The sequence below is a fragment of the Streptomyces sp. NPDC001393 genome (assembly GCF_053597455.1).
On the sequence record NZ_JBSFIH010000016.1, the window covers coordinates 1 to 20,609 of the forward strand.

16 protein-coding genes are annotated in these 20,609 nt (G+C 71.9%); 11 read left to right on the forward strand and 5 right to left on the reverse strand.

The genetic code is table 11. The features are described 5' to 3' along the window. Positions 1–86: 86 nt before the first annotated feature. The 3 genes from ACWC2T_RS19090 to ACWC2T_RS19100 all read right to left on the reverse strand — a co-directional run bounded on the left by ACWC2T_RS19090 (position 87) and on the right by ACWC2T_RS19100 (position 2,535). The gene (locus ACWC2T_RS19090) at positions 87–1,082 is read right to left on the reverse strand and encodes an aldo/keto reductase (protein WP_450671503.1); all 996 of its coding nucleotides are present in this window, start codon (positions 1,080–1,082) and stop codon (positions 87–89) included. A gap of 88 nt (positions 1,083–1,170) precedes the next feature. Then, a complete protein-coding gene (locus tag ACWC2T_RS19095; RefSeq protein ID WP_450671504.1) occupies positions 1,171–1,764 on the reverse strand; it encodes a Uma2 family endonuclease in 594 nt (197 codons plus the stop codon). Between the two features lie 87 nt (positions 1,765–1,851). After that, positions 1,852–2,535: an SGNH/GDSL hydrolase family protein gene (locus ACWC2T_RS19100; RefSeq protein WP_450671505.1), complete on the reverse strand. Its 684-nt coding sequence runs from the start codon at positions 2,533–2,535 to the stop codon at positions 1,852–1,854. A gap of 111 nt (positions 2,536–2,646) precedes the next feature. On the opposite strand from ACWC2T_RS19100, the gene ACWC2T_RS19105 reads away from it, so the two are divergent. Continuing rightward, positions 2,647–3,663, forward strand: a complete 1,017-nt coding sequence (locus ACWC2T_RS19105) for a WD40 repeat domain-containing protein (RefSeq protein ID WP_450671506.1) — start codon at positions 2,647–2,649, stop codon at positions 3,661–3,663. Positions 3,664–3,779: 116 nt separating this feature from the next. Here ACWC2T_RS19105 and ACWC2T_RS19110 read toward each other — a convergent pair whose 3' ends face one another. Continuing rightward, positions 3,780–4,538 carry an alpha/beta hydrolase gene (locus ACWC2T_RS19110; RefSeq protein ID WP_450671507.1) on the reverse strand — a complete coding sequence of 253 codons (759 nt, stop codon included), beginning with the start codon at positions 4,536–4,538 and terminating at the stop codon, positions 3,780–3,782. A 295-nt stretch (positions 4,539–4,833) separates the two neighbouring features. Then, complete coding sequence (gene serC, locus ACWC2T_RS19115; protein ID WP_450671508.1) at positions 4,834–5,952, reverse strand: phosphoserine transaminase; 1,119 nt, start codon at positions 5,950–5,952, stop codon at positions 4,834–4,836. A gap of 156 nt (positions 5,953–6,108) precedes the next feature. On the opposite strand from serC, the gene ACWC2T_RS19120 reads away from it, so the two are divergent. From ACWC2T_RS19120 to ACWC2T_RS19165, 10 genes are all read left to right on the forward strand, one after another. Further along, positions 6,109–9,054 carry an FAD-binding and (Fe-S)-binding domain-containing protein gene (locus ACWC2T_RS19120; RefSeq protein ID WP_450671509.1) on the forward strand — a complete coding sequence of 982 codons (2,946 nt, stop codon included), beginning with the start codon at positions 6,109–6,111 and terminating at the stop codon, positions 9,052–9,054. Between the two features lie 55 nt (positions 9,055–9,109). Further along, positions 9,110–9,778 carry a hypothetical protein gene (locus ACWC2T_RS19125; protein WP_450671510.1) on the forward strand — a complete coding sequence of 223 codons (669 nt, stop codon included), beginning with the start codon at positions 9,110–9,112 and terminating at the stop codon, positions 9,776–9,778. Between the two features lie 111 nt (positions 9,779–9,889). After that, entirely contained in the window at positions 9,890–10,843 is a 954-nt protein-coding gene (locus ACWC2T_RS19130) for an EamA family transporter (RefSeq protein ID WP_450671511.1), read from the forward strand. Between the two features lie 118 nt (positions 10,844–10,961). Continuing rightward, positions 10,962–11,756, forward strand: a complete 795-nt coding sequence (locus ACWC2T_RS19135) for a TIGR03084 family metal-binding protein (protein ID WP_450671512.1) — start codon at positions 10,962–10,964, stop codon at positions 11,754–11,756. Beyond that, positions 11,753–13,627 carry an acyclic terpene utilization AtuA family protein gene (locus ACWC2T_RS19140; RefSeq protein ID WP_450671513.1) on the forward strand — a complete coding sequence of 625 codons (1,875 nt, stop codon included), beginning with the start codon at positions 11,753–11,755 and terminating at the stop codon, positions 13,625–13,627. The genes ACWC2T_RS19135 and ACWC2T_RS19140 overlap by 4 nt, the downstream gene beginning before the upstream one ends. Next, entirely contained in the window at positions 13,624–15,222 is a 1,599-nt protein-coding gene (locus ACWC2T_RS19145) for an acyl-CoA carboxylase subunit beta (protein ID WP_450671514.1), read from the forward strand. Before ACWC2T_RS19140 ends, ACWC2T_RS19145 begins: the two co-directional genes overlap by 4 nt. 32 nt (positions 15,223–15,254) lie before the next feature. Continuing rightward, positions 15,255–17,108, forward strand: coding sequence for an ATP-binding protein (locus ACWC2T_RS19150; RefSeq protein WP_450671515.1), 1,854 nt, complete (start codon positions 15,255–15,257; stop codon positions 17,106–17,108). Between the two features lie 16 nt (positions 17,109–17,124). Next, on the forward strand, positions 17,125–18,285 hold the full coding sequence (locus ACWC2T_RS19155; protein ID WP_450671516.1) for an acyl-CoA dehydrogenase family protein: 1,161 nt from the start codon (positions 17,125–17,127) through the stop codon (positions 18,283–18,285). 21 nt (positions 18,286–18,306) lie between these two features. Beyond that, entirely contained in the window at positions 18,307–19,878 is a 1,572-nt protein-coding gene (locus ACWC2T_RS19160) for a 4-coumarate--CoA ligase family protein (RefSeq protein WP_450671517.1), read from the forward strand. Next, a complete protein-coding gene (locus ACWC2T_RS19165) occupies positions 19,875–20,609 on the forward strand; it encodes an enoyl-CoA hydratase family protein (RefSeq protein WP_450671518.1) in 735 nt (244 codons plus the stop codon). The genes ACWC2T_RS19160 and ACWC2T_RS19165 overlap by 4 nt, the downstream gene beginning before the upstream one ends.

Genomic DNA, 20,609 nt, shown 5'->3' on the forward strand with positions numbered 1-20,609 from the left:
CCCCTGCGGGGGGGGTCGCCCCCCGGGGCGGGGCCCCACACCGTGGCCCCCCCCGCGCCCCTACGGGGCGCTCGCCCCACCCGGAACTACCAGGCGAAGGCCTCCGGGGACGGCCCCGGGCCCGGGAAGACCTCGTCCAGGCCCGCCAGCAGCTCCTCGCCCAGCTCCAGCTCCGCAGCCCTGATCGCCGACTCCAGCTGCTGTGCCGTACGCGGACCGACGATGGGCCCCGTCACACCCGGGCGGGTCAGCAGCCAGGCCAGCGCCACCTCGCCGGGTTCCAGGCCGTGCTTGTCGACCAGGTCCTCGTACGCCTGGATCTGGGCGCGGGCGGCCGGGTCCTTGAGGGTGTCGGCGGCCCGGCCGGTGGCGCGGCGCCCGCCCTGGACCTCCTTCTTGATGACCCCGCCGAGCAGTCCGCCGTGCAGCGGCGACCACGGGATGACCCCGAGGCCGTACTCCTGCGCGGCCGGGATGACCTCCATCTCGGCGCGGCGCTCGGCCAGGTTGTACAGGCACTGCTCGCTGACCAGGCCGATGGTGCCGCCGCGGCGGGCGGCGATCTCGTTGGCCTGGGCGATCTTGTAGCCGGGGAAGTTGGAGGAGCCGGCGTAGAGGATCTTCCCCTGCTGGACCAGGGTGTCGATCGCCTGCCAGATCTCCTCGAACGGGGTGCTGCGGTCGATGTGGTGGAACTGGTAGAGGTCGATGTAGTCCGTCTGGAGCCGCTTGAGGCTGGCGTCCACGGCCCGGCGGATGTTCAGCGCGGAGAGCTTGTCGTGGTTGGGCCAGGCCGGCTGCCCGTCGGCGCCCATGTTGCCGTAGACCTTGGTGGCGAGGACGACCCTGTCCCGGCGCTCGCCGCCCTTCGCGAACCAGTTGCCGATGATGGTCTCGGTGCGTCCCTTGTTGTCACCCCAGCCGTACACGTTGGCGGTGTCGAAGAAGTTGATGCCGGCGTCCAGCGCCGCGTCCATGATGGCGTGGCTGTCGGCCTCGTCGGTCTGCGGCCCGAAGTTCATCGTCCCGAGGACCAGCCGGCTGACCTTGAGTCCCGTGCGTCCAAGCTGCGTGTACTTCATGGTTCTCCAGCCAACGGCTTGAAGTGCGCTCGAAGCAAGGGCTTTCGGGGTGAACGCGAGGCGTCGTGGTGCTCCTTGCTCCGCCAGGTCATGGGCGGTCGCGGGGGAACTCGTCGGTCTTGAGGGTGAGGTTGACGGGAGTAGCGGTCATGTCGAGGTCCGTACCGAACGCGATCGACAGCTCGGTGAGATACTCGCTGCCCTTGGGGTGTGTGTAGAGGTGGCACTTGCCCTGGTACGGGTCGGCGATGAGGTAGACGGGGACTCCGGCTGTGGCGTAGGCGGCCTTCTTCGGGCCGTAGTCGTTTGCCGCGGTGTCCTTGGAGATGACCTCGGCCACGAATTCGACATCCTGATAGCGCCAGCGGCCCTTGCCGTCCTTGACGGACCGCTCGGCCAGCCCTGCCACATCACAGGCGAAGCCGTTCAGATGTCCGGGAAAGTCGATTCGCACGTCCGAGGCCAGCCGCTTGATCGGGTACTTGTCCCGCAGCTGTTCCAGGATGCCGAAAACGATCTCAAAGTGGGTTTGCCGCTGTGGCGACATGAAGATGTGTCCCCCGACGATCTCGACTTTCGTCCCCTCGGGGGTGGGCATCTTCTCGAGGCACTCGAACATGACGTCCAGAGTCAGCTCGTTGCTCTCTTCGGCCATCTCGATCCTGTCATCAAGGACGGTCATCGTGGCGCTCCTCCCCGGCTGCCCACGGACGAGTGCAGCCGCGCAGTCCAACGATACGCAGGGTGACCAGGAGACGCCGGAATTCGGTCAACCTGTTCCCGCCACGTACGCCTGTCCGACCCCCCACGCCTCCCACATCGCCCCCGCAAAGGCCCCCGCGATCCGGTGCTCCCCGCTCGCGTTGGGATGCGTGCCGTCGTAGGTGTCGGCGTGGATGTCGTACGACTCCGGCCGCGAGGCCAGCAGCACCGGTGACCGGGGCTCGTCCAGGTCGGCGACCGTCTTCGCCAGCAGGACGTTGAAGAGGTCCACCTGCGCGGCGAAGGGCGCGTCGACCTCGGCCCGGATGTTCGGGATCACCGGCAGCAGCACCATGCGGATGCGCGGCTGGGCCTGACGGGCCCCCGCGACGAAGGCCCGCACGTTCTCCGCCGTCTGCTCGGGGTTCGTGTAGAAGCCCAGGTCGATCAGCCCGAGGGAGACCAGCAGCACGTCGGCCCGCTGCTCCCGCACCGCTGCGCCGATCAGCGGGGCCATGTGCAGCCAGCCCTCGCCCCAGCCGGCCAGGTGGCGGCGAGGGAAGTCCGGGTCGGCGTATTCGTACGACGTCGGTGCTCCGGTGGCCTTGTCGTACAGCTCCTCGCGGGGGCCGACGAAGGTGAACGGGCCGCCGTACGTGTCGCGCAGGTGCCGCCACAGCCGGTAACGCCACGTGTGCTCGCCCGCGCTCCCGATCGTCATGGAGTCACCTACGGGCATGAACCTAAGCATCCGCTCATGATGGACGATCTCGCTCACCGGTGGGGTGTGAGGCCCACCACGTCCGAGGGGGCCGGCACGAGCCCATCCGTGAACCCCCGGGGGGAATGGCACTCTTGGGGCATGCGCCGACCGTCCGCCGTCCTCGCCGCCCTGCTGCTCGCCGGCGCCTGCGCGCTGCCCGCCTCCGCGCTGCCCGCCTCCGCGCTGCCCGCCTCCACCGCCGGGAGCGGGGACGGGGACGGGGACCAGGGGTTCACCCTCAAGGACCCGCGGATCACCGAGTCCAGCGGACTCGCCGCCTCCCGCCTCCACCCCGGCATCTACTGGACGCACAACGACAGCGGGGACGGGCCGTACATCTACGCCGTGGACAGCCGGACCGGGAAGACCGTCGCCCTGATCACCCTGCGCGGCATCGGCGCCCCGCGCGACGTCGAGGCCATCTCCATCGGGCCGCACAACGAGATCTACCTGGGCGACATCGGCGACAACCTGGGCGGGAAGTGGCCGTACGTGTGGATCTACCGGCTGCCCGAGCCGAAGGTGCTGAAGGACCAGACGGTCACCGCCACGCAGTACGTCGTGAAGTACGCGAACGGGCCGCGCGACGCCGAGTCGCTGATCGTCCACCCGAAGACCGGGCGGGTCTACATCATCGACAAGAAGGAGGACGGCGGGCACCTGTACGAGGGTCCGGCCACCCTGTCCACCTCCGGCACGAACATCTTCCGGCCGATCGCCGCCGTCGACCTCTGGGCCACGGACGCGGCCTTCTCGCCGGACGGGCGACAGCTCGCCGTCCGCGGGTACTTGGGCGGGATCTACTACGACTGGAACGGCGGCCGGATCACACGCGAGGGCCAGCTCGACGTGCCCCTGCAGCAACAGGGGGAGGGCGTCTCGTACTCCGTCGACGGGACCAAGCTGCTGTACAGCAGCGAAGGGGTGGACAGCGAGGTCGTCTCCAAGGACGTGCCGGGCCTGCCCGCGTCCAAGTCGCCGTCGGCGAGCGGTGGTTCGGCCGCGGTCGCGTCCGGGGGCGGGAGCGGGGGCAGCGGTGTGAAGCTCGGTGCGGCCGTCGTCGCGGCCGGGCTGGCGGCCCTGTTCGGGCTGCGGTGGCTGCGGCGGCGAGAGTGACGGGGGCGACGGGTGACGAGGTGGTGCGCGGCATGCGAGCGCTCTCTCCATGCGCCCGAGGCCTCGGCTGCGGCGCCCGGTGGTGAGCCGGGCGCCTCAGCCGTTCTATGTCAGGCTTACGCGGTGACCGCTCGGCCGAGGTGCCGGGAGAAGAAGCGGACCGCGCTGTCGGCCTCGAAGCGGGGCAGCTCCTTGTGCCTGCCCGAGTTCACGTGCAACGACTTCTCCTTCGAGGCGAAGGCGTCGAACAGCGCGAGACCGTCCTCGCGGGAGATGTGCTCATCGTCCCACTGCAGATCGAACTCGATCGGGATGGTGATCTGCTGCGCCTTCTCGGCCAGGACCTCGGGCCAGTGCTGGCCGAAGACCGCGGCCGTGATCCGGGGTTCGCTCGCCACGAACGGCACGCCGATCGCGGTGCCCATGTTGATGCCCCAGTAGCCGACCGGCCCGTCGGTGCCGATCTCCGGCAGCTTCTGGAGGGCGTCCAGGGCCGCCTGGTACTCGGGCACGGCGAGCTCGGCCAGGTGGGCGTTGTAGCGGGCGACGATCGGTCCTTCCGGCTCGCCCGCCGCCCTCGCCCGGAACAGCTCGGCGATCTCCGCCTCGTCGTGCGCCGTGCGCGGCCGGTCGCCGTGACCGGGGGCGTCGATGACGGCGGCGTGGAAGCCGCAGCCGGTCACGAGGAGGCGGGCGCGGCCGGACATCGCCGGGTGCTTCTTGTGGTTGCCGCCGCCGTGGCCCATCAGGACCAGGGGCGCGCGATCGGCGCCGGACGCCGGCGACCAGAGAACTCCGGGGACGCCGCCCACGGTGAAGTCGCGCTCGACCATGCCGTTCGACGACGACTCGGAAGTGAACTTGAAAGAGTGCATGGCGTGTTGCCTTTCGGGAGTGCCTTGTTGTCCAGGCGCTCCCGGCGACACGTGCGTCAGTCGCCGGCCGTGACGGAAAGGGGGAGCACCCACGTCGATACAGCGTTCATGGGTCTCACCTCCTCGGGCGGTGTCACGGACGACTGAAAGCTACCAGCCCGATGATCGTCTCTCCAGCCCTTTTGGCATAGCGCCAGCAGGCGTGAAGGGCGGCCCGCAGTACTCCGCGGGCCGCCCTTCGTTCCCGTACCGGGAGACCGGTCATTCCCGTACTGGGAGACCGGTCAGGGGCCGGTCAGAGCTTCTCGATCACGTAGTCCACGCACTTCGTCAGCGCCTCGACGTCCGCCGGGTCGATCGCCGGGAACATTGCGATGCGCAGCTGGTTGCGGCCGAGCTTGCGGTACGGCTCGGTGTCGACGATGCCGTTGGCGCGCAGCACCTTGGCGACGGCGGCGGCGTCGATCTCGTCGGAGAAGTCGATCGTGCCGATGACCTGCGAGCGCTTGGCCGGGTCGGTGACGAACGGGGTGGCGTACTTGGACTCCTCCGCCCAGGCGTACAGGCGGGTCGAGGAGTCCTTGGTGCGGGCGGTGGACCAGGCGAGACCGCCCTGGCCGTTGAGCCACTCCAGCTGCTGGTTCAGCAGGAACAGGGTGGCGAGGGCCGGGGTGTTGTACGTCTGGTTCTTGCGGGAGTTGTCGATCGCGGTGGGCAGCGAGAAGAACTCCGGGACGTGGCGGCCGGAGGCGTGGACGCGCTCGGCGCGCTCGATCGCGGCCGGGGAGAAGACGCCGATCCACAGGCCGCCGTCGGAGGCGAAGGACTTCTGCGGGGCGAAGTAGTAGACGTCCGTCTCGGACACGTCGACCGGGAGGCCGCCCGCGCCGCTCGTCGCGTCCACGAGGACGAGGGAACCGGAGTCGGCGCCCTCGACCCGCTTGATGGGCATCGCGACGCCCGTCGAGGTCTCGTTGTGGGTGAAGGCGTACACGTCGACGCCCGCTTCGGCCCGCGCCTCGGGGTGGGTGCCGGGGTCGGTGGAGATGACGGTGGGCTCGGCCAGCCACGGGGCGAGCTTGGCCGCCTTGGCGAACTTGGAGGAGAACTCGCCGAAGCTCAGGTGCTGGGACTTGTTCTCGATCAGGCCGTGGGTGGCGATGTCCCAGAAGGCGGTCGAGCCGCCGTTGCCGAGGATCACCTCGTAGCCCTCGGGGAGGGAGAACAGCTCGGAGATGCCCTCGCGGACCTTGCCGACCAGGTTCTTGACGGGCGCCTGGCGGTGGGAGGTGCCGAGCAGGGAGCTTCCGGTCGCGGCGAGGGCGTCCAGCGCCTCGGTACGCACCTTGGAGGGGCCCGCGCCGAAACGTCCGTCGGCGGGCTTGATGTCAGCGGGAATCTGGATGTCGGCCACGAGTCGGAGGGTATCCGGTGGGCGAAACCGGGCGGAACCGTGTCCGTCCGATGAGACGAGATCGCCGGGCACCGGACTCGTGAATTCGTACGACGATATGTGTGCGGCTGTGGAAAACTTTCGGTGACTGTCCGTGAGCGGATGCATCCTGGACGCATGACGGATCACTCGGGTCTCGAAGCGGAGCTGCGCGGCGCCGTCCGGGGCGAGGTCGGTTTCGACACCACCTCCCGGGCGCTGGTCACCATGGACGCGTCCAACTACCGGCGTGTCCCGGCGGGCGTCGTGGCCCCCTCAGACGCCGACGACGTGGCCGCCGTGCTGGAGATCTGCCGGGCGCGCGGGGTGCCGGTGGTGGCGCGCGGCGGGGGCACGTCGATCGCCGGGCAGGCGACCGGCACCGGCGTGGTGCTGGACTTCACCCGGCACATGAACGGCCTGCTGGAGCTGGACACAGCCACCCGTACGGCCGTCGTCCAACCGGGGCTCGTCCTCGACCGGTTGCAGGAGGCCGCCGCCCCGCACGGCCTGCGCTTCGGCCCCGACCCGTCCACCCACAGCCGGTGCACCCTCGGCGGCATGATCGGCAACAACTCCTGCGGCTCGCACTCGGTAGCCTGGGGCACGACCGCGGACAGTGTGCGGGAGCTGTCCGTCGTCACCGCGCGCGGGCGCCGGCTGCGGCTCGGCCGGGACTGGGCCGGGGCGCCGGACGGGCTGCGCGAGCTGGCGGAGGGGGAACTGGCACGGCTGCGCACCGGCTTCCCGGAGCTGCCCCGCCGGATCTCCGGGTACGCGCTGGACGCGCTGCTGCCCGAGAAGGGCGCCGATGTCGCCCGTTCCTTCTGCGGCTCCGAGGGCACCCTCGGCATCCTCACCGAGGCCGTCGTCCAGCTGGTTCGGGCCCCCCGCGCGCGTGCCCTGGCCGTGCTGGCGTACGGCGACGAGAGCGCCGCCGCCGAGGCCGCCGCCGCACTCCTGCCGCTCGGCCCGCTGACGGTGGAGGGCATGGCGGCCGACCTGGTGCGCACACCGGCCGGACTGCCCAAGGGGGGTGCCTGGCTGTTCGTGGAGACCGGCGGGGAGTCGGCGGCGGAGGCACGCGCACGAGCGGCGGCGATCGTCCGCGCGGCCGACGTCATCGACTCCCTGGTGGTGACCGACCCGGCCGCCCAGCGGACCCTGTGGCGCATCCGCGAGGACGCGAGCGGCACGGCGACGCGCATGCCGGACGGCAGCGAGGCCTGGCCCGGCTGGGAGGACTGCGCGGTGCCGCCCGCGAGGCTCGGCGCCTATCTCCGCGACTTCCGCGCCCTGCTCGCGGCCCACGCCCTGCGGGGCACGCCCTACGGCCACTTCGGCGACGGCTGCATCCATGTCCGCATCGACTTCGACCTGCTCACCGAGGCCGGCATCGGCCGCTTCCGCCGCTTCTCCGAGGAACTGGCCGACCTGGTGGTGGAGCACGGCGGCTCCCTGTCCGGGGAGCACGGCGACGGGCAGGCCCGCGCGGAGCTGTTGCCGCGCATGTACGGCGCGGAGACGGTCCGGCTCTTCGAGCGCGCCAAGGCGGTCTGGGACCCCGACGACCTGCTCAACCCCGGCATACTGGTCCGCCCGGCCCCGCTGGATGCGAACCTCCGCTTCTCCGTCCTGCCGGCGAAGCCCGTCGACGTGGCCTTCGGCTACCCGGCCGACGAGGGCGACTTCCGGGCCGCCGTCCGCCGCTGCGTCGGCGTCGCCAAGTGCCGTACGACCACGGCGTCCGGCCCCGCCGTGATGTGCCCCTCGTTCCGGGCCACCGGCGAGGAGGAGCACTCCACGCGCGGCAGGGCCCGGCTGCTGCACGAGATGCTGGCCGGCGAACTGGTCACCGACGGCTGGCGCTCGACGGAGGTCCGTGACGCCCTCGACCTGTGCCTGTCCTGCAAGGGCTGCCGCTCCGACTGCCCGGTCGGCGTCGACATGGCCACCTACAAGGCGGAGTTCCTGCACCACCACTACGCCGGCCGGCGCCGCCCCGCCGCCCACCTCACCATGGGCCGGCTGCCGCAGTGGCTGCGCTGGGTCGCCGCCACCCGCACGGCCCCGCTGCTCAACGTCCTCGCCTCGATGGGGTCGCCTGCTCGCCTCGGCAAACGTCTGGGCGGGATCGCGGCCGAGCGGGAGGTTCCCCGGCTGGCCACACGGACGTTCACCGGCTGGTGGCGCGGCCGGCCCCCTGCCGAGGGCGGCAGCGGCAAGCTGGTGGTGCTGTGGCCCGACACCTTCACCGAGCATCTGTCCCCGTCCGTCGGCCGGGCCGCCGTCCGGGTCCTGGAAGCCGCCGGACTGCGGGTGGCGCTGCCGCCGACGCTGCTGCCGCGCGGGGGCAGGATCGGCGGGGGCAGGATCGGCGGGGGGAGGACCGGCGGGGGGAGGACCGGCGGAAGCTGGATCGGCGGCGGCCGGACCAGGTCGGCCGCCGCGCTGCTCACCGCCCGCCGGGCCCGGGTCTGCTGCGGCCTCACTTACCTCTCCACCGGCCAGCTCGACCGCGCCCGCACGGTCCTGCGGCGCACGCTGGACCTGATGGAGCCGGTGCTGCGGGCCGGGGCCCCGGTCGTCGTCCTGGAACCGAGCTGTGCCGCGGCCCTCCGCACCGACCTGCCCGAGCTGCTGCACGAGGACCCGCGCGCGGCCCGGCTCGCCTCCGCCGTCGTCACCTTCGCCGAGGCCCTTGAGCGGCACGCCCCGCACTGGACCCCGCCCGCCGTGGACCGCCCGGTCGCCGGCCAGACCCACTGTCATCAGCACGCGGTGCTCGGCGATACCCCTGACCGCCGACTGCGCGAGGCCGCGGGCCTCACCGGAGAGCTGAGCGGCGGCTGCTGCGGCCTCGCGGGCAACTTCGGCTTCGAGAAGGGCCACTTCGAGGTGTCCAGGGCCTGCGCGGAGGAACAGCTCCTGCCCGCGGTCCGCGCGGCATCCGAGCAGACCGTTCTCCTGGCCGACGGATTCTCCTGCCGCACCCAGCTGGAACAGCTGGCCGGGGTGCGGGGCAGACATCTGGCGGAGGTCCTGGCACAGGCGCTGGACCAGGAGACCGGGGGCTCGGAGTGATCGTGCGGGGCCGGTGTCCGGCGGAGGCGATGGCTACAGACGACGGGGGCGCGAAGTGACCGATGAACACGGCAGGTTGGCCGTACTCGATGAATACGGCAGGTTGGCCGTGCTGTCCGACATCCACGGCGTGCTGCCCGCCCTGGCGGCGGTCCTGGCGGAACCCGAGGTGGCGGCGGCCGACAGGATCGTCCTGACCGGCGACATCACGGCGGGCCCACAGCCGGCCGAGGTGCTGGACCTGCTGCGGGAGCAGGGGCCATCGCGCGCGCCATCCCTGCGCGACGCCCCCGTCCTGGTCCTGGACGAGCCGACGACGGGCCTGGACGCGATGGCCGCCCGCCGCGTCGTCAAACCCCTTCGCTGCCTGATGACCGGCCGTACGACGATCATGATCACCCACGACCTCAACCTCGCCCCCGACGCCGACCGCATCCTGGTGGTCGACCGGGGCCGCATCGTGGAGACCGGCCGGCACGAGGAACTCCTCGTCCGGGGCGGCGCGTACGCCCGGCTGCACCGCTCGCAGAACAACGCGGTGATGGACACCGGCGAGCTGCGCATGCCGCTGTGGCAGGAGCAGCAGCCGCCGGTGCCGGTGTACGGGCAGGCGCCGGCGTACCAGCAGCCGTACGGTCACGATCCCTACGCCGCCCCCCTCCCCGCCGGCCTTCCCGACGGTCGTCCCCTCTTCCGCGACGAGGAGGCGTGGCCGGGCATCTGATTCCAGCATCCGGGACAGTTCCTTAAAGGGTTCACGCACCTGTCAGAGTCCATTACCATGGACCTGGTAGTGCATCTAGATGAACGAACCCGATCAAGCACTGGACCGCCCGTGACCGCCACCTCCAGCACCGCGACGCCGACCCCGGTCACTCCCCCTCCCGTCGGCGGGCACAGCCGTTTCGGTTCGCTCGGCCCTCTGGGTCTGGTACTGGCCGGCGGCATCTCGGTCCAGTTCGGCGGAGCCCTGGCGGTGACCCTGATGCCGAGGGCCGGCGCGCCGGGCGTCGTCGCCCTCCGCCTCCTGGCGGCGGCCGTGGTCCTCCTCCTCGTCTGCCGCCCCCGGCTGCGCGGCCACTCCCGCGCCGACTGGGGCACGGTGATCGCCTTCGGCATCGCCATGGGCGCGATGAACGGGCTCTTCTACGAGGCAGTCGCCCGCATCCCGCTCGGCCCGGCGGTCACCCTGGAGGTCCTGGGGCCCCTCTCCCTGTCCGTCCTGGCCTCCCGTCGCGCGATCAACGCGCTGTGGGCGGGCCTGGCCCTGCTCGGCGTCTTCCTGCTGAGCGGCGGAGGCTTCAGCAGCCTCGACCCCACAGGTGTCGCATTCGCCCTGGGCGCCGGCGCCATGTGGGCGATCTACATACTCTTCAGCGCCCGTACGGGCCGCCGCTTCCCCCAGGCGGACGGCCTGGCGTTGGCCATGGCGGTCGCAGCCCTCCTCTTCCTCCCCATCGGCATCGCCTCGGCAGGCACCCGACTGCTGAACCCCACCACCGTCGCGCTCGGCTCGGCGGTGGCCCTGCTCTCCTCGGTCCTCCCCTACACCCTCGAACTCCTGGCCCTGCGCCGCCTGCCCGCCTCCACCTTCGCCATCCTGATGAGCCTGGAGCCGGCGATAGCGGCAACGGCCGGCTTCCTGGTCCTCGGCCAGTCCCTGTCCCCGACGGAAGCCGCCGCCATCGCCCTGGTCATCGCGGCGAGCATCGGCGCGGTCCGCACCCAGGTGGGCCGGGGCAGGGCCAGGGTGGAACCGGCCCCCGAGGCGGCGGCCCCCGAGGCCTGACGCGCCCCACGCCCCCTGCATCCCGCCCCTGACGGCCGTGATCCCGCCCCTGGCGGTCGTGCCGCCAATTCATGCAAGCATGCTTGATTGTTTCTGGCCCCGCTGCCATGCTCGCCCCATGGCCGACCCGACGCCCGTCATCGACGACCTGCGTGCCGAGAGCGACGAACTGGACCGACTCGTAGCGGAGTTGGCGCCTAAGCGGTGGACGCTCGCCACCCCCGCTCCCCGGTGGACCATCGCCCACCAGATCGCCCATCTGCACTGGACAGACCGCTCGGCGCTGCTGGCCGTCACCGACGCGGACGCCTTCCGGGCACGGGTGGAGAAGGCGCTGGCCGCCCCGGACTCGTTCGTGGACGAGGGTGCGGAGGACGGCGCCCGGCTCCCGCCCGCCGAACTGCTGTCGGCCTGGCGCACCGGCCGTGCCGCCCTCGACCGGGCACTGCGCGCCGCACCGCCCGGCGCCCGTTTCCCCTGGTACGGCCCGCCCATGTCGGCCGCCTCCATGGCCACCGCCCGCCTCATGGAGACCTGGGCCCACGGCCTGGACATCGCCGACGCCCTGGGTGTGGTCCGGACCCCCACCGAACGGCTCCGGCATGTGGCCCGGCTCGGGGTCCGTACCCGCGACTTCGCCTACACCGTCCACCAGCTCACCCCTCCCGCCGAGGAGTTCCGCGTCGAACTCGCCGCACCCACCGGCGAGGTGTGGGCGTACGGCCCCGAGAACGCCCCGCAGCGCGTCACCGGCCCCGCCCTCGACTTCTGCCTCCTCGTCACCCAGCGCGCCCACCGCCGCGACCTCGCCCTGACCGCCGTCGGCCCGGACGCCGACCGCTGGCTGGACATCGCGCAGGCCTTCGCGGGCCCGTCCGGCGGCGGCCGCCCGCCGAAGGGGGCCGAGCGGTGAACGCCCTGCGCATCGGCAACTTCTCCGGCTTCTACGGCGACCGGTCCGACGCCCTGCGCGAGATGCTCACCGGCGGCGAGGTCGACGTCCTCACCGGCGACTACCTCGCCGAACTCACCATGCTGATCCTCGCCCGCGACCGGCTGAAGGACCCCGGCGCCGGTTACGCGCGCACCTTCCCGCGCCAGCTGGAGGACTGCCTCGGCCTCGCCCACGAGCGCGGGGTGAAGATCGTCACCAACGCGGGCGGACTGAACCCCGCCGGACTCGCCGAAGCCATACGGCAGTCGGCGGACCGGCTCGGGATCCCGGCCAAGGTCGCCCACGTCGAGGGCGACGACCTCACCGCCGCCCACCCCGGCAGCCTAGTGCCCCAACAGGCAACGTTCGCCCCGTCGCGACGCCCGGCACGCTCCCCCACTGCCTTAAGGGCGTGGGAGGTGCCCCCACTCGCCGCACCGGGCACAAGCCCAAGTACATCCAGTACGAGGACTTGCACCCGGCACGCCGAGAGCACGCACCGGACGCCGCTCCTTGACGGGCAAACGTTGCCTGCCGGGGCACTAGCCGCCCACGCCTATCTCGGCGGCTTCGGCATCGCCGAGTGCCTGCGGGCCGGCGCGGACATCGTCGTCACCGGGCGGGTGACCGACGCGGCCCTGGTCACCGGGCCCGCCGCCGCCCACTTCGGCTGGCAGCCGGGGGAGTACGACCGGCTCGCGGGCGCCGTCGTCGCCGGGCATGTGCTGGAGTGCGGGACGCAGGCCACCGGCGGGAACTACGCGTTCTTCCAGGAGGCGGACGTACGCCGGCCGGGCTTCCCGCTCGCCGAGATCCACGCCGACGGCAGCAGCGTCGTCACCAAGCACCCCGGCACCGGCGGCCTGGTCGACATCGGCACGGTCACCGCGCAGCTGCTGTACGAGACCGGCGGCGGCCGGTACGCCGGGCCCGACGTCACCGCCCGGCTGGACACCGTACGGCTGAGCCAGGACGGGCCGGACCGGGTGCGGATCGCGGGGGTGCGGGGCGAGGCGCCACCGCCGGACCTCAAGGTCGGCCTCAACCGGCTCGGCGGCTTCCGCAACGAGGTCGTCTTCGTCCTCACCGGACTCGGCATCGAGGCCAAGGCCGAGCTGGTGCGGGCACAGCTCACCGACGCACTCGCCAAGTCGCCGCCCGCCGAGGTCCGTTGGGAGCTGGTCCGCACCGACCGGGCTGACGCCGACACCGAGGAGACCGCGAGCGCCCTGCTGCGGCTCGTCGTACGGGACCCGGACGAGCGGGTCGTCGGGCGGGCGCTGAGCGGGGCCGCCGTGGAGCTCGCGCTGGCCAGCTATCCGGGCTTCCATGTGCTCGCCCCACCGGGAAAGGGCTCGCCCTATGGGGTCTTCGAGGATGTGTACGTTCCCCATGGTGCCGTGGACCATAGGGCGGTCCTCCATGACGGACGGCGTGTCCCCGTGCCGCCGCCCCAGGAAACCCGGCCCCTGGAGGCCGTACCGGAACCCGCCCTCCCGGACCCCCTCCCGCCCGGTCCGACCCGCCGCGCACCCCTCGGGCTGGTCGCCGGGGCCCGCAGCGGGGACAAGGGGGGCAGCGCGAACGTCGGTGTGTGGGCCCGTACCGAGGAGGCCTGGCGGTGGCTCGCGCACGAGCTGACCGCCGAAAGGTTCCGGCAGCTGATTCCCGAGAGCCGGGACCTGCCGGTCACCCGGCATCTGCTGCCGAACCTGCGCGCGGTCAACTTCGTCGTGGAGGGCATCCTCGGCGCGGGCGTCGCCGCGCAGGCCCGTTTCGACCCGCAGGCCAAGGCCCTCGGCGAATGGCTGCGCTCCCGCCACCTGGACATCCCGGAGGCCCTGCTGTGACCACCCTGACCTCGGCCCTGGACCCGGCCGGCCCCGACCACCGGGCCAACCGCGAGGCCATGCTCGCCAAGATCGCCGAAATCGAGGCCGAGCACGCCAAGGCGCTCGCGGGCGGCGGCGAGAAGTACGTGCAACGGCACCGCGAGCGGGGCAAGTTGCTGGCCCGCGAGCGGGTCGAGCTGCTGCTCGACCCGGACACGCCCTTCCTGGAGCTGTCTCCGCTCGCCGCCTGGGGGAGTGACTACACGGTCGGCGCCTCGCTCGTCACCGGCATCGGCGTGGTCGAGGGCGTGGAGTGCCTGATCACCGCCAACGACCCGACCGTGCGCGGCGGCGCGAGCAATCCGTGGAGCCTGAAGAAGGCCCTGCGGGCGAACGACATCGCGCTCGCCAACCGGCTGCCCTGCATCAGCCTGGTGGAGTCGGGAGGGGCCGATCTGCCGTCCCAGAAGGAGATCTTCATCCCGGGCGGCGCCATCTTCCGCGACCTCACCCGCCTCTCCGCCGCCGGGATCCCGACCATCGCGGTCGTCTTCGGCAACTCCACCGCCGGGGGCGCCTACATCCCCGGCATGTCCGACCACGTGATCATGGTCAAGGAGCGCGCGAAGGTCTTCCTCGGCGGGCCGCCGCTGGTGAAGATGGCCACCGGCGAGGAGAGCGACGACGAGTCCCTGGGCGGCGCCGAGATGCACGCGCGCGTGTCGGGCCTCGCCGACTACTTCGCCGTGGACGAACCGGACGCGCTGCGGCAGGCGCGGCGGGTGGTCGCCCGGCTGGGCCACCGCAAGGCGTACCCGGATCCCGGCCCCGCAGAGCCGCCCAAGTACGATCCGGAGGAGCTGCTGGGAATCGTCCCCGGCGACCTGAAGATCCCCTTCGACCCGCGCGAGGTCGTCGCACGGATCGTGGACGCCTCCGACTTCGACGAGTTCAAGCCGCTGTACGGGACCAGCCTGGTGACCGGCTGGGCCGCCCTGCACGGCTACCCGGTCGGCATCCTGGCCAACGCCCAGGGGGTCCTCTTCAGCGCCGAGTCGCAGAAGGCCGCCCAGTTCATCCAGCTCGCCAACCAGCGCGACATCCCGCTGCTCTTCCTGCACAACACCACCGGCTACATGGTCGGCCGGGAGTACGAGCAGGGCGGGATCATCAAGCACGGCTCGATGATGATCAACGCGGTCAGCAACAGCCGGGTGCCTCACCTGTCGGTCCTCGTGGGCGCGTCGTACGGCGCCGGCCACTACGGCATGTGCGGGCGGGCCTACGACCCCCGCTTCCTGTTCGCCTGGCCGAGCGCCAAGTCCGCCGTGATGGGCCCGCAGCAGCTCGCCGGCGTGCTGTCGATCGTCGCCCGGCAGTCGGCGGCGACGAAGGGCCGGCCGTACGACGAGGACGCGGACGCCGCCCTGCGCGCGATGGTGGAGCAGCAGATCGAGTCCGAGTCGCTGCCGATGTTCCTGTCCGGGCGGCTGTACGACGACGGTGTCATCGACCCGCGCGACACCCGCACCGTTCTCGGCCTGTGCCTGTCCGCCATCCACACCGCGCCCTACGAGGGCGCGCGCGGCGGCTTCGGCGTCTTCCGGATGTGACGACGGACATGACGACGGATATGAGGGGTTCCGTGATTTCGACACTGCTCGTCGCCAACCGGGGCGAGATCGCCTGCCGGATCTTCCGCACCTGCCGTGAGTTGGGAATCCGGACGGTCGCCGTGCACTCGGACGCCGACGAGCACGCGCTCCACGCGCGCGTGGCCGACACGGCGGTACGGCTGCCGGGTGCGGCGCCCGCCGAGACGTATCTGCGCGGCGACCTGATCGTGAAGGCGGCCCTGGCCGCGGGCGCGGACGCCGTGCACCCCGGCTACGGCTTCCTCTCCGAGAACCCCGACTTCGCCCGCGCCGTCCGGGACGCCGGACTGACCTGGATCGGCCCGCCGCCGGAGGCCATCGAGGCGATGGCGTCCAAGACCCGCGCGAAGCAGCTCATGGGTCTCGCGCCCCTCGACGCGGCCGGCGTCACCCAGGCCGATCTGCCGGTCCTGGTGAAGGCGGCAGCCGGCGGCGGGGGCCGCGGCATGCGGATCGTGCGCCGCCTGGAGGAGCTGAGCACCGCCCTGGCCGGCGCGCGTGCCGAGGCCGCGAACGCCTTCGGCGACGGCGAGGTGTTCATCGAGCCCTACCTGGAACACGGCCGCCATGTCGAGGTACAGATCCTCGCCGACACCCACGGCACGATCTGGCCGCTCGGCACCCGCGACTGCTCCCTCCAGCGCCGCCACCAGAAGGTCATCGAGGAGGCCCCCGCACCCGGCCTGTCCGCCTCGCTCACCGAGGACCTGTACGCGCTGGCCACCCAGGCCGCGTGTGCCGTCGCCTACGTCGGCGCCGGAACCGTCGAGTTCCTGGTCGCCGACGGCCGCGCCCACTTCCTGGAGATGAACACCCGCCTCCAGGTCGAACACCCCGTGACGGAGGAGGTGTTCGGCATCGACCTGGTCGCCGAACAGATCCGCATCGCGGAGGGCGCGGCCCTGGAAAAAGACTCGCCACGCGCGCGTGGCCACGCGATCGAGGCCCGCCTGTACGCCGAGGACCCCGCCCACGACTGGGCCCCGCAGACCGGCACCCTGCACCACCTCGCCGTACCGTCCGGCACCCGCCTGGACACCGGCTACACCGACGGCGACACCATCGGCGTCCACTACGACCCGATGCTCGCCAAGGTCGTGGCCCACGCACCCACCCGCACGGAGGCGATCCGCCGGCTCGCGGGCGCCCTGGAGCGCGCCGACCTGCACGGCCCGGTCACCAACAGGGACCTCCTCGTACGCTCACTGCGCCACGCGGAGTTCACCGGCGGCCGCATGGACACCGGCTTCTACGACCGCCACCTGCCCGCACTGACCGAGCCCTCCCCCGACCCGTACGCCCCGCTCGCCGCCGCCCTCGCCGACGCCCACGGCCGCTCCCGCTTCGGCGGCTGGCGCTACGTTCCCTCACAACCGCAGGTGAAGCGGTACGCGGTGGCGGGGAAGGAGTACGAGGTCCGCTACCGGCACACCCGGGACGGCCTCGCGGCCGACGGGGTGCGCGTCGTGCACGCCGACGCGCGCACGGTCGTACTCGAAGCGGACGGCGTGGAGCGCCGGTTCACGGTGACGGCGTACGGCGACGAGGTGTACGTGGGCGCCACCCGCCTCACCGCCCTGCCCCGCTTCCCCGACCCCACCGCCCAGCACGCACCGGGCTCCCTGCTCGCACCGATGCCGGGCACGGTCGTACGCGTCGCCGAGGGCCTGGCGGAAGGGGCAACGGTCCAGGCCGGTCAGGGCCTCATCTGGGTGGAGGCGATGAAGATGCAGCACCAGATCTCGGCGCCCGTCACGGGAACCCTGACCGCGCTGCATGCCAGGACCGGCCAGCAGGTGGAGCCAGGAACGTTGCTCGCCGTCGTGCAGGAAACCTCTTCCTAGGATTCTTAGGAGCCCCATGTCTCCCGTCATCGAAACCGAAGAGCACAAAGCCCTCCGCTCGGCGGTAGCCGCCCTCGGCAAGCGCTACGGCCGCGACTACCTGGTCCAGACCGTCGCCGCGGGCAAACCCCCCACCGAACTCTGGTCCGAGGCCGGCAAGCTCGGCTACCTCGGCGTCAACCTCCCGGAGGAGTACGGAGGCGGGGGCGGCGGTATCAGCGAACTCTCCATAGTGCTCGAGGAGTTGGGTGCCGCAGGTTCGCCCCTCCTCATGCTCGTCGTCTCCCCGGCCATCTGCGGAACGGTCATCTCCCGCTTCGGCACCGAAGAGCAGAAACGCGCCTGGCTCCCCGGCATCGCCGACGGAACCCGCCTCATGGCCTTCGGCATCACCGAGCCCGACGCCGGCTCCAACAGCCACCGCATCACCACCACCGCCCGCCGCGACGGCGCCGACTGGCTGCTCACCGGCCGCAAGGTCTTCATCTCCGGTGTCGACATCGCGGACGCCGTCCTGATCGTCGGCCGCACCGAAGACGCCCGCACCGGACGCCTCAAGCCCTGCCTGTTCATCGTCCCGACGGACGCCGAGGGCTTCCAGAAGCGCCCCATCGACATGGAACTCAGCGCCGCCGAGAAGCAGTTCGAGCTGGTCCTGGACGACGTACGACTGCCAGCCGAGGCCCTCGTCGGCGACGAGGACGCCGGCCTGCTGCAGCTGTTCGCCGGACTGAACCCCGAACGGATCATGACCGCCGCGTTCGCCATCGGAATGGGCCGGTACGCCCTCGCCAAGGCCGTCGAGTACGCCCGCGACCGCACCGTCTGGAAGACCCCGATCGGCGCCCACCAGGCCATCGCCCACCCCCTCGCACAGGCCCACATCGACCTGGAACTGGCCCGGCTGATGATGCAGAAGGCCGCCCACCTCTACGACACCGGCGACGACATCGGCGCGGGCGAGGCCGCCAACATGGCCAAGTACGCGGCCGGGGAGGCCTGCGTGAAAGCCGTCGACCAGGCCGTACACACCCTCGGCGGCAACGGGCTCACCCGCGAGTTCGGGCTCGCCTCGCTGATAACGGCCGCACGCGTGTCTCGTATTGCTCCGGTGAGCCGGGAGATGATTCTCAACTACGTCTCCCATCAGACCCTGGGCCTGCCCAAGTCGTACTGAGCCCGGCCGCTTGGAGGAACCGTGTTCCACAGCGAGTACGCAGACGTTCCGCCCGTGAACCTCCCCATCCACGAGGCCGTCCTGGGCCACGCCGCCGCGTTCGGCGAGCGCCCCGCCCTGATCGACGGCACGGACGGCACCACGCTCACGTACGAGCAGGTGGACCGGTTCCACCGGCGCGCCGCCGCCGGACTCGCCGACGCGGGCGTACGCAAGGGGGACGTCCTCGCCCTGCACAGCCCCAACACCATCGCCTTCCCGACCGCCTTCTACGCGGCCACCCGCGCCGGCGCCGCCGTCACCACCGTCCACCCCCTCGCCACGCCCGAGGAGTTCGCCAAACAGCTCGGCGACAGCGGCGCCCGCTGGATCATCACCGTCTCACCGCTGCTGGGCACCGCCCGCCGCGCCGCCGAACTCTCCGGCGGCATACGCGAGATCTTCGTGTGCGACAGCGCCCCCGGACACCGTTCGCTCATCGACATGCTCGCCACCACCGCCCCCGAGCCCCGGCCCGCCTTCGACCCGGCCGAGGACATCGCCGCGCTGCCGTACTCCTCCGGCACCACCGGCATCCCCAAGGGCGTGATGCTCACCCACCGGCAGATCGCCACCAACCTCGCCCAACTCGAACCCGCCGTACCGGCCGCCCCCGGCGACCGCATCCTCGCCGTCCTGCCGTTCTTCCACATCTACGGCCTCACCGCCCTGATGAACGCGCCCCTGCGCAAGGGCGCCACCGTCGTCGTCCTGCCCCGCTTCGACCTGGAGACCTTCCTCGCCGCCATCGAGAACCACCGCATCACCGGCCTGTACGTCGCCCCGCCGATCGTCCTCGCCCTCGCCAAGCACCCGGCCGTCGCCCGCTACGACCTCTCCTGCCTGAAGTACGTCATCAGCGCCGCCGCCCCCCTGGACGCCACCCTCGCCCGCGCCTGCGCCGAGCGGCTCGGCCTGCCCCCCATCGGCCAGGCCTACGGCATGACCGAACTGTCCCCCGGCACCCACGTCGTCCCCCTGGACCGCCTCCACGACGCCCCCGCCGGCACCGTCGGCAGGCTCATCGCCGGCACCGAGATGCGCATCGTGTCCCTGGACGACCCCGACAAGGACCTCGGCACCGGCGAGGTGGGCGAGATACTGATCCGCGGCCCCCAGGTCATGAAGGGTTACCTCGGCCGCCCCGACGCCACCGCCGCCATGATCGACACCGACGGCTGGCTGCACACCGGGGACGTGGGGCACGTCGACGAGGACGGCTGGCTCTTCGTCGTCGACCGCGTGAAGGAACTCATCAAGTACAAGGGCTTCCAGGTGGCCCCCGCCGAACTCGAGGCCCTGCTGCTCACCCACCCCGGCATCGCCGACGCCGCCGTCATCGGCTCCTACAACGACGACGGCAACGAGATCCCGCACGCCTTCGTCGTCCGCCGGGCCGACGCCGCCGAGCAGCTGACCGAGAACGAGATCATGCTCTACGTCGCCGAACGCGTGGCACCCTACAAACGCATCCGCCGGATCACCTTCATCGACACCGTCCCCCGCGCCGCCTCCGGCAAGATCCTGCGCCGGGAACTGAGGGAGCTGCCGTGACACTGATCAGCCGCACACGCGCGCGTGCCGTCGAAACCCTCAGCCTCGACGCCACCACCACCCGCAACGCACTCTCGGCCGCCCTCGTCACCGAACTCGCCGACGCGCTCGCCGACTGCGGCAAGGACCCCCACACACGCGCCGTCGTCCTCACCCACACCGGCACCACCTTCTGCGCCGGCGCCGACCTGCGCGACCCACCACACCCCGATGCGCTCACCGGCCTGCTCCGGCAGATCCTCGAACTGCGCAAACCCGTCGTCGCCCGCGTCACCGGTCACGTCCGCGCGGGCGGCCTCGGCCTCCTCGCCGCCTGCGACATCAGCGCCGCCTCCACCGACGCCACCTTCGCCTTCACCGAGGTCCGCATCGGCGTCGCCCCCGCGGTGATCTCCCTCCCCGTCATCCCGCGCGCCGACCCCCGCGCCCTCGCCCGCTACTTCCTCACCGGCGAACGCTTCGACGCCCCCGAGGCCGTACGCGTCGGACTCCTCACCGTCACCGGCGACGACGTGGACGACGCCCTCGCCCCGATCCTCGACGGCCTGCGCCGCTCCTCACCCCAGGGCCTGGCCGAGACGAAACAGCTGCTCACGGCTAGGGTGCTGGAAACATTCGACCGGGACGCGGCGGACCTGACCGCGCTCTCGGCCCGGCTGTTCTCCTCCGCCCAGGCCCGGGAGGGGATGACGGCCTTCCTGGAAAGACGGGACGCGGCATGGGTGGTGTGA

Bases quoted from the DNA above. Each gene is read 5' to 3' on its own strand.
- ACWC2T_RS19155 (WP_450671516.1), top strand. From the start codon at position 17,125: ATGTCTCCCGTCATCGAAACCGAAGAGCACAAAGCCCTCCGCTCGGCG.
- ACWC2T_RS19120 (WP_450671509.1), top strand. From the start codon at position 6,109: ATGACGGATCACTCGGGTCTCGAAGCGGAGCTGCGCGGCGCCGTCCGG.
- ACWC2T_RS19100 (WP_450671505.1), bottom strand. From the start codon at position 2,535: ATGCTTAGGTTCATGCCCGTAGGTGACTCCATGACGATCGGGAGCGCG.
- ACWC2T_RS19105 (WP_450671506.1), top strand. From the start codon at position 2,647: ATGCGCCGACCGTCCGCCGTCCTCGCCGCCCTGCTGCTCGCCGGCGCC.
- ACWC2T_RS19135 (WP_450671512.1), top strand. From the start codon at position 10,962: ATGGCCGACCCGACGCCCGTCATCGACGACCTGCGTGCCGAGAGCGAC.
- ACWC2T_RS19090 (WP_450671503.1), bottom strand. From the start codon at position 1,082: ATGAAGTACACGCAGCTTGGACGCACGGGACTCAAGGTCAGCCGGCTG.
- ACWC2T_RS19110 (WP_450671507.1), bottom strand. From the start codon at position 4,538: ATGCACTCTTTCAAGTTCACTTCCGAGTCGTCGTCGAACGGCATGGTC.
- ACWC2T_RS19095 (WP_450671504.1), bottom strand. From the start codon at position 1,764: ATGACCGTCCTTGATGACAGGATCGAGATGGCCGAAGAGAGCAACGAG.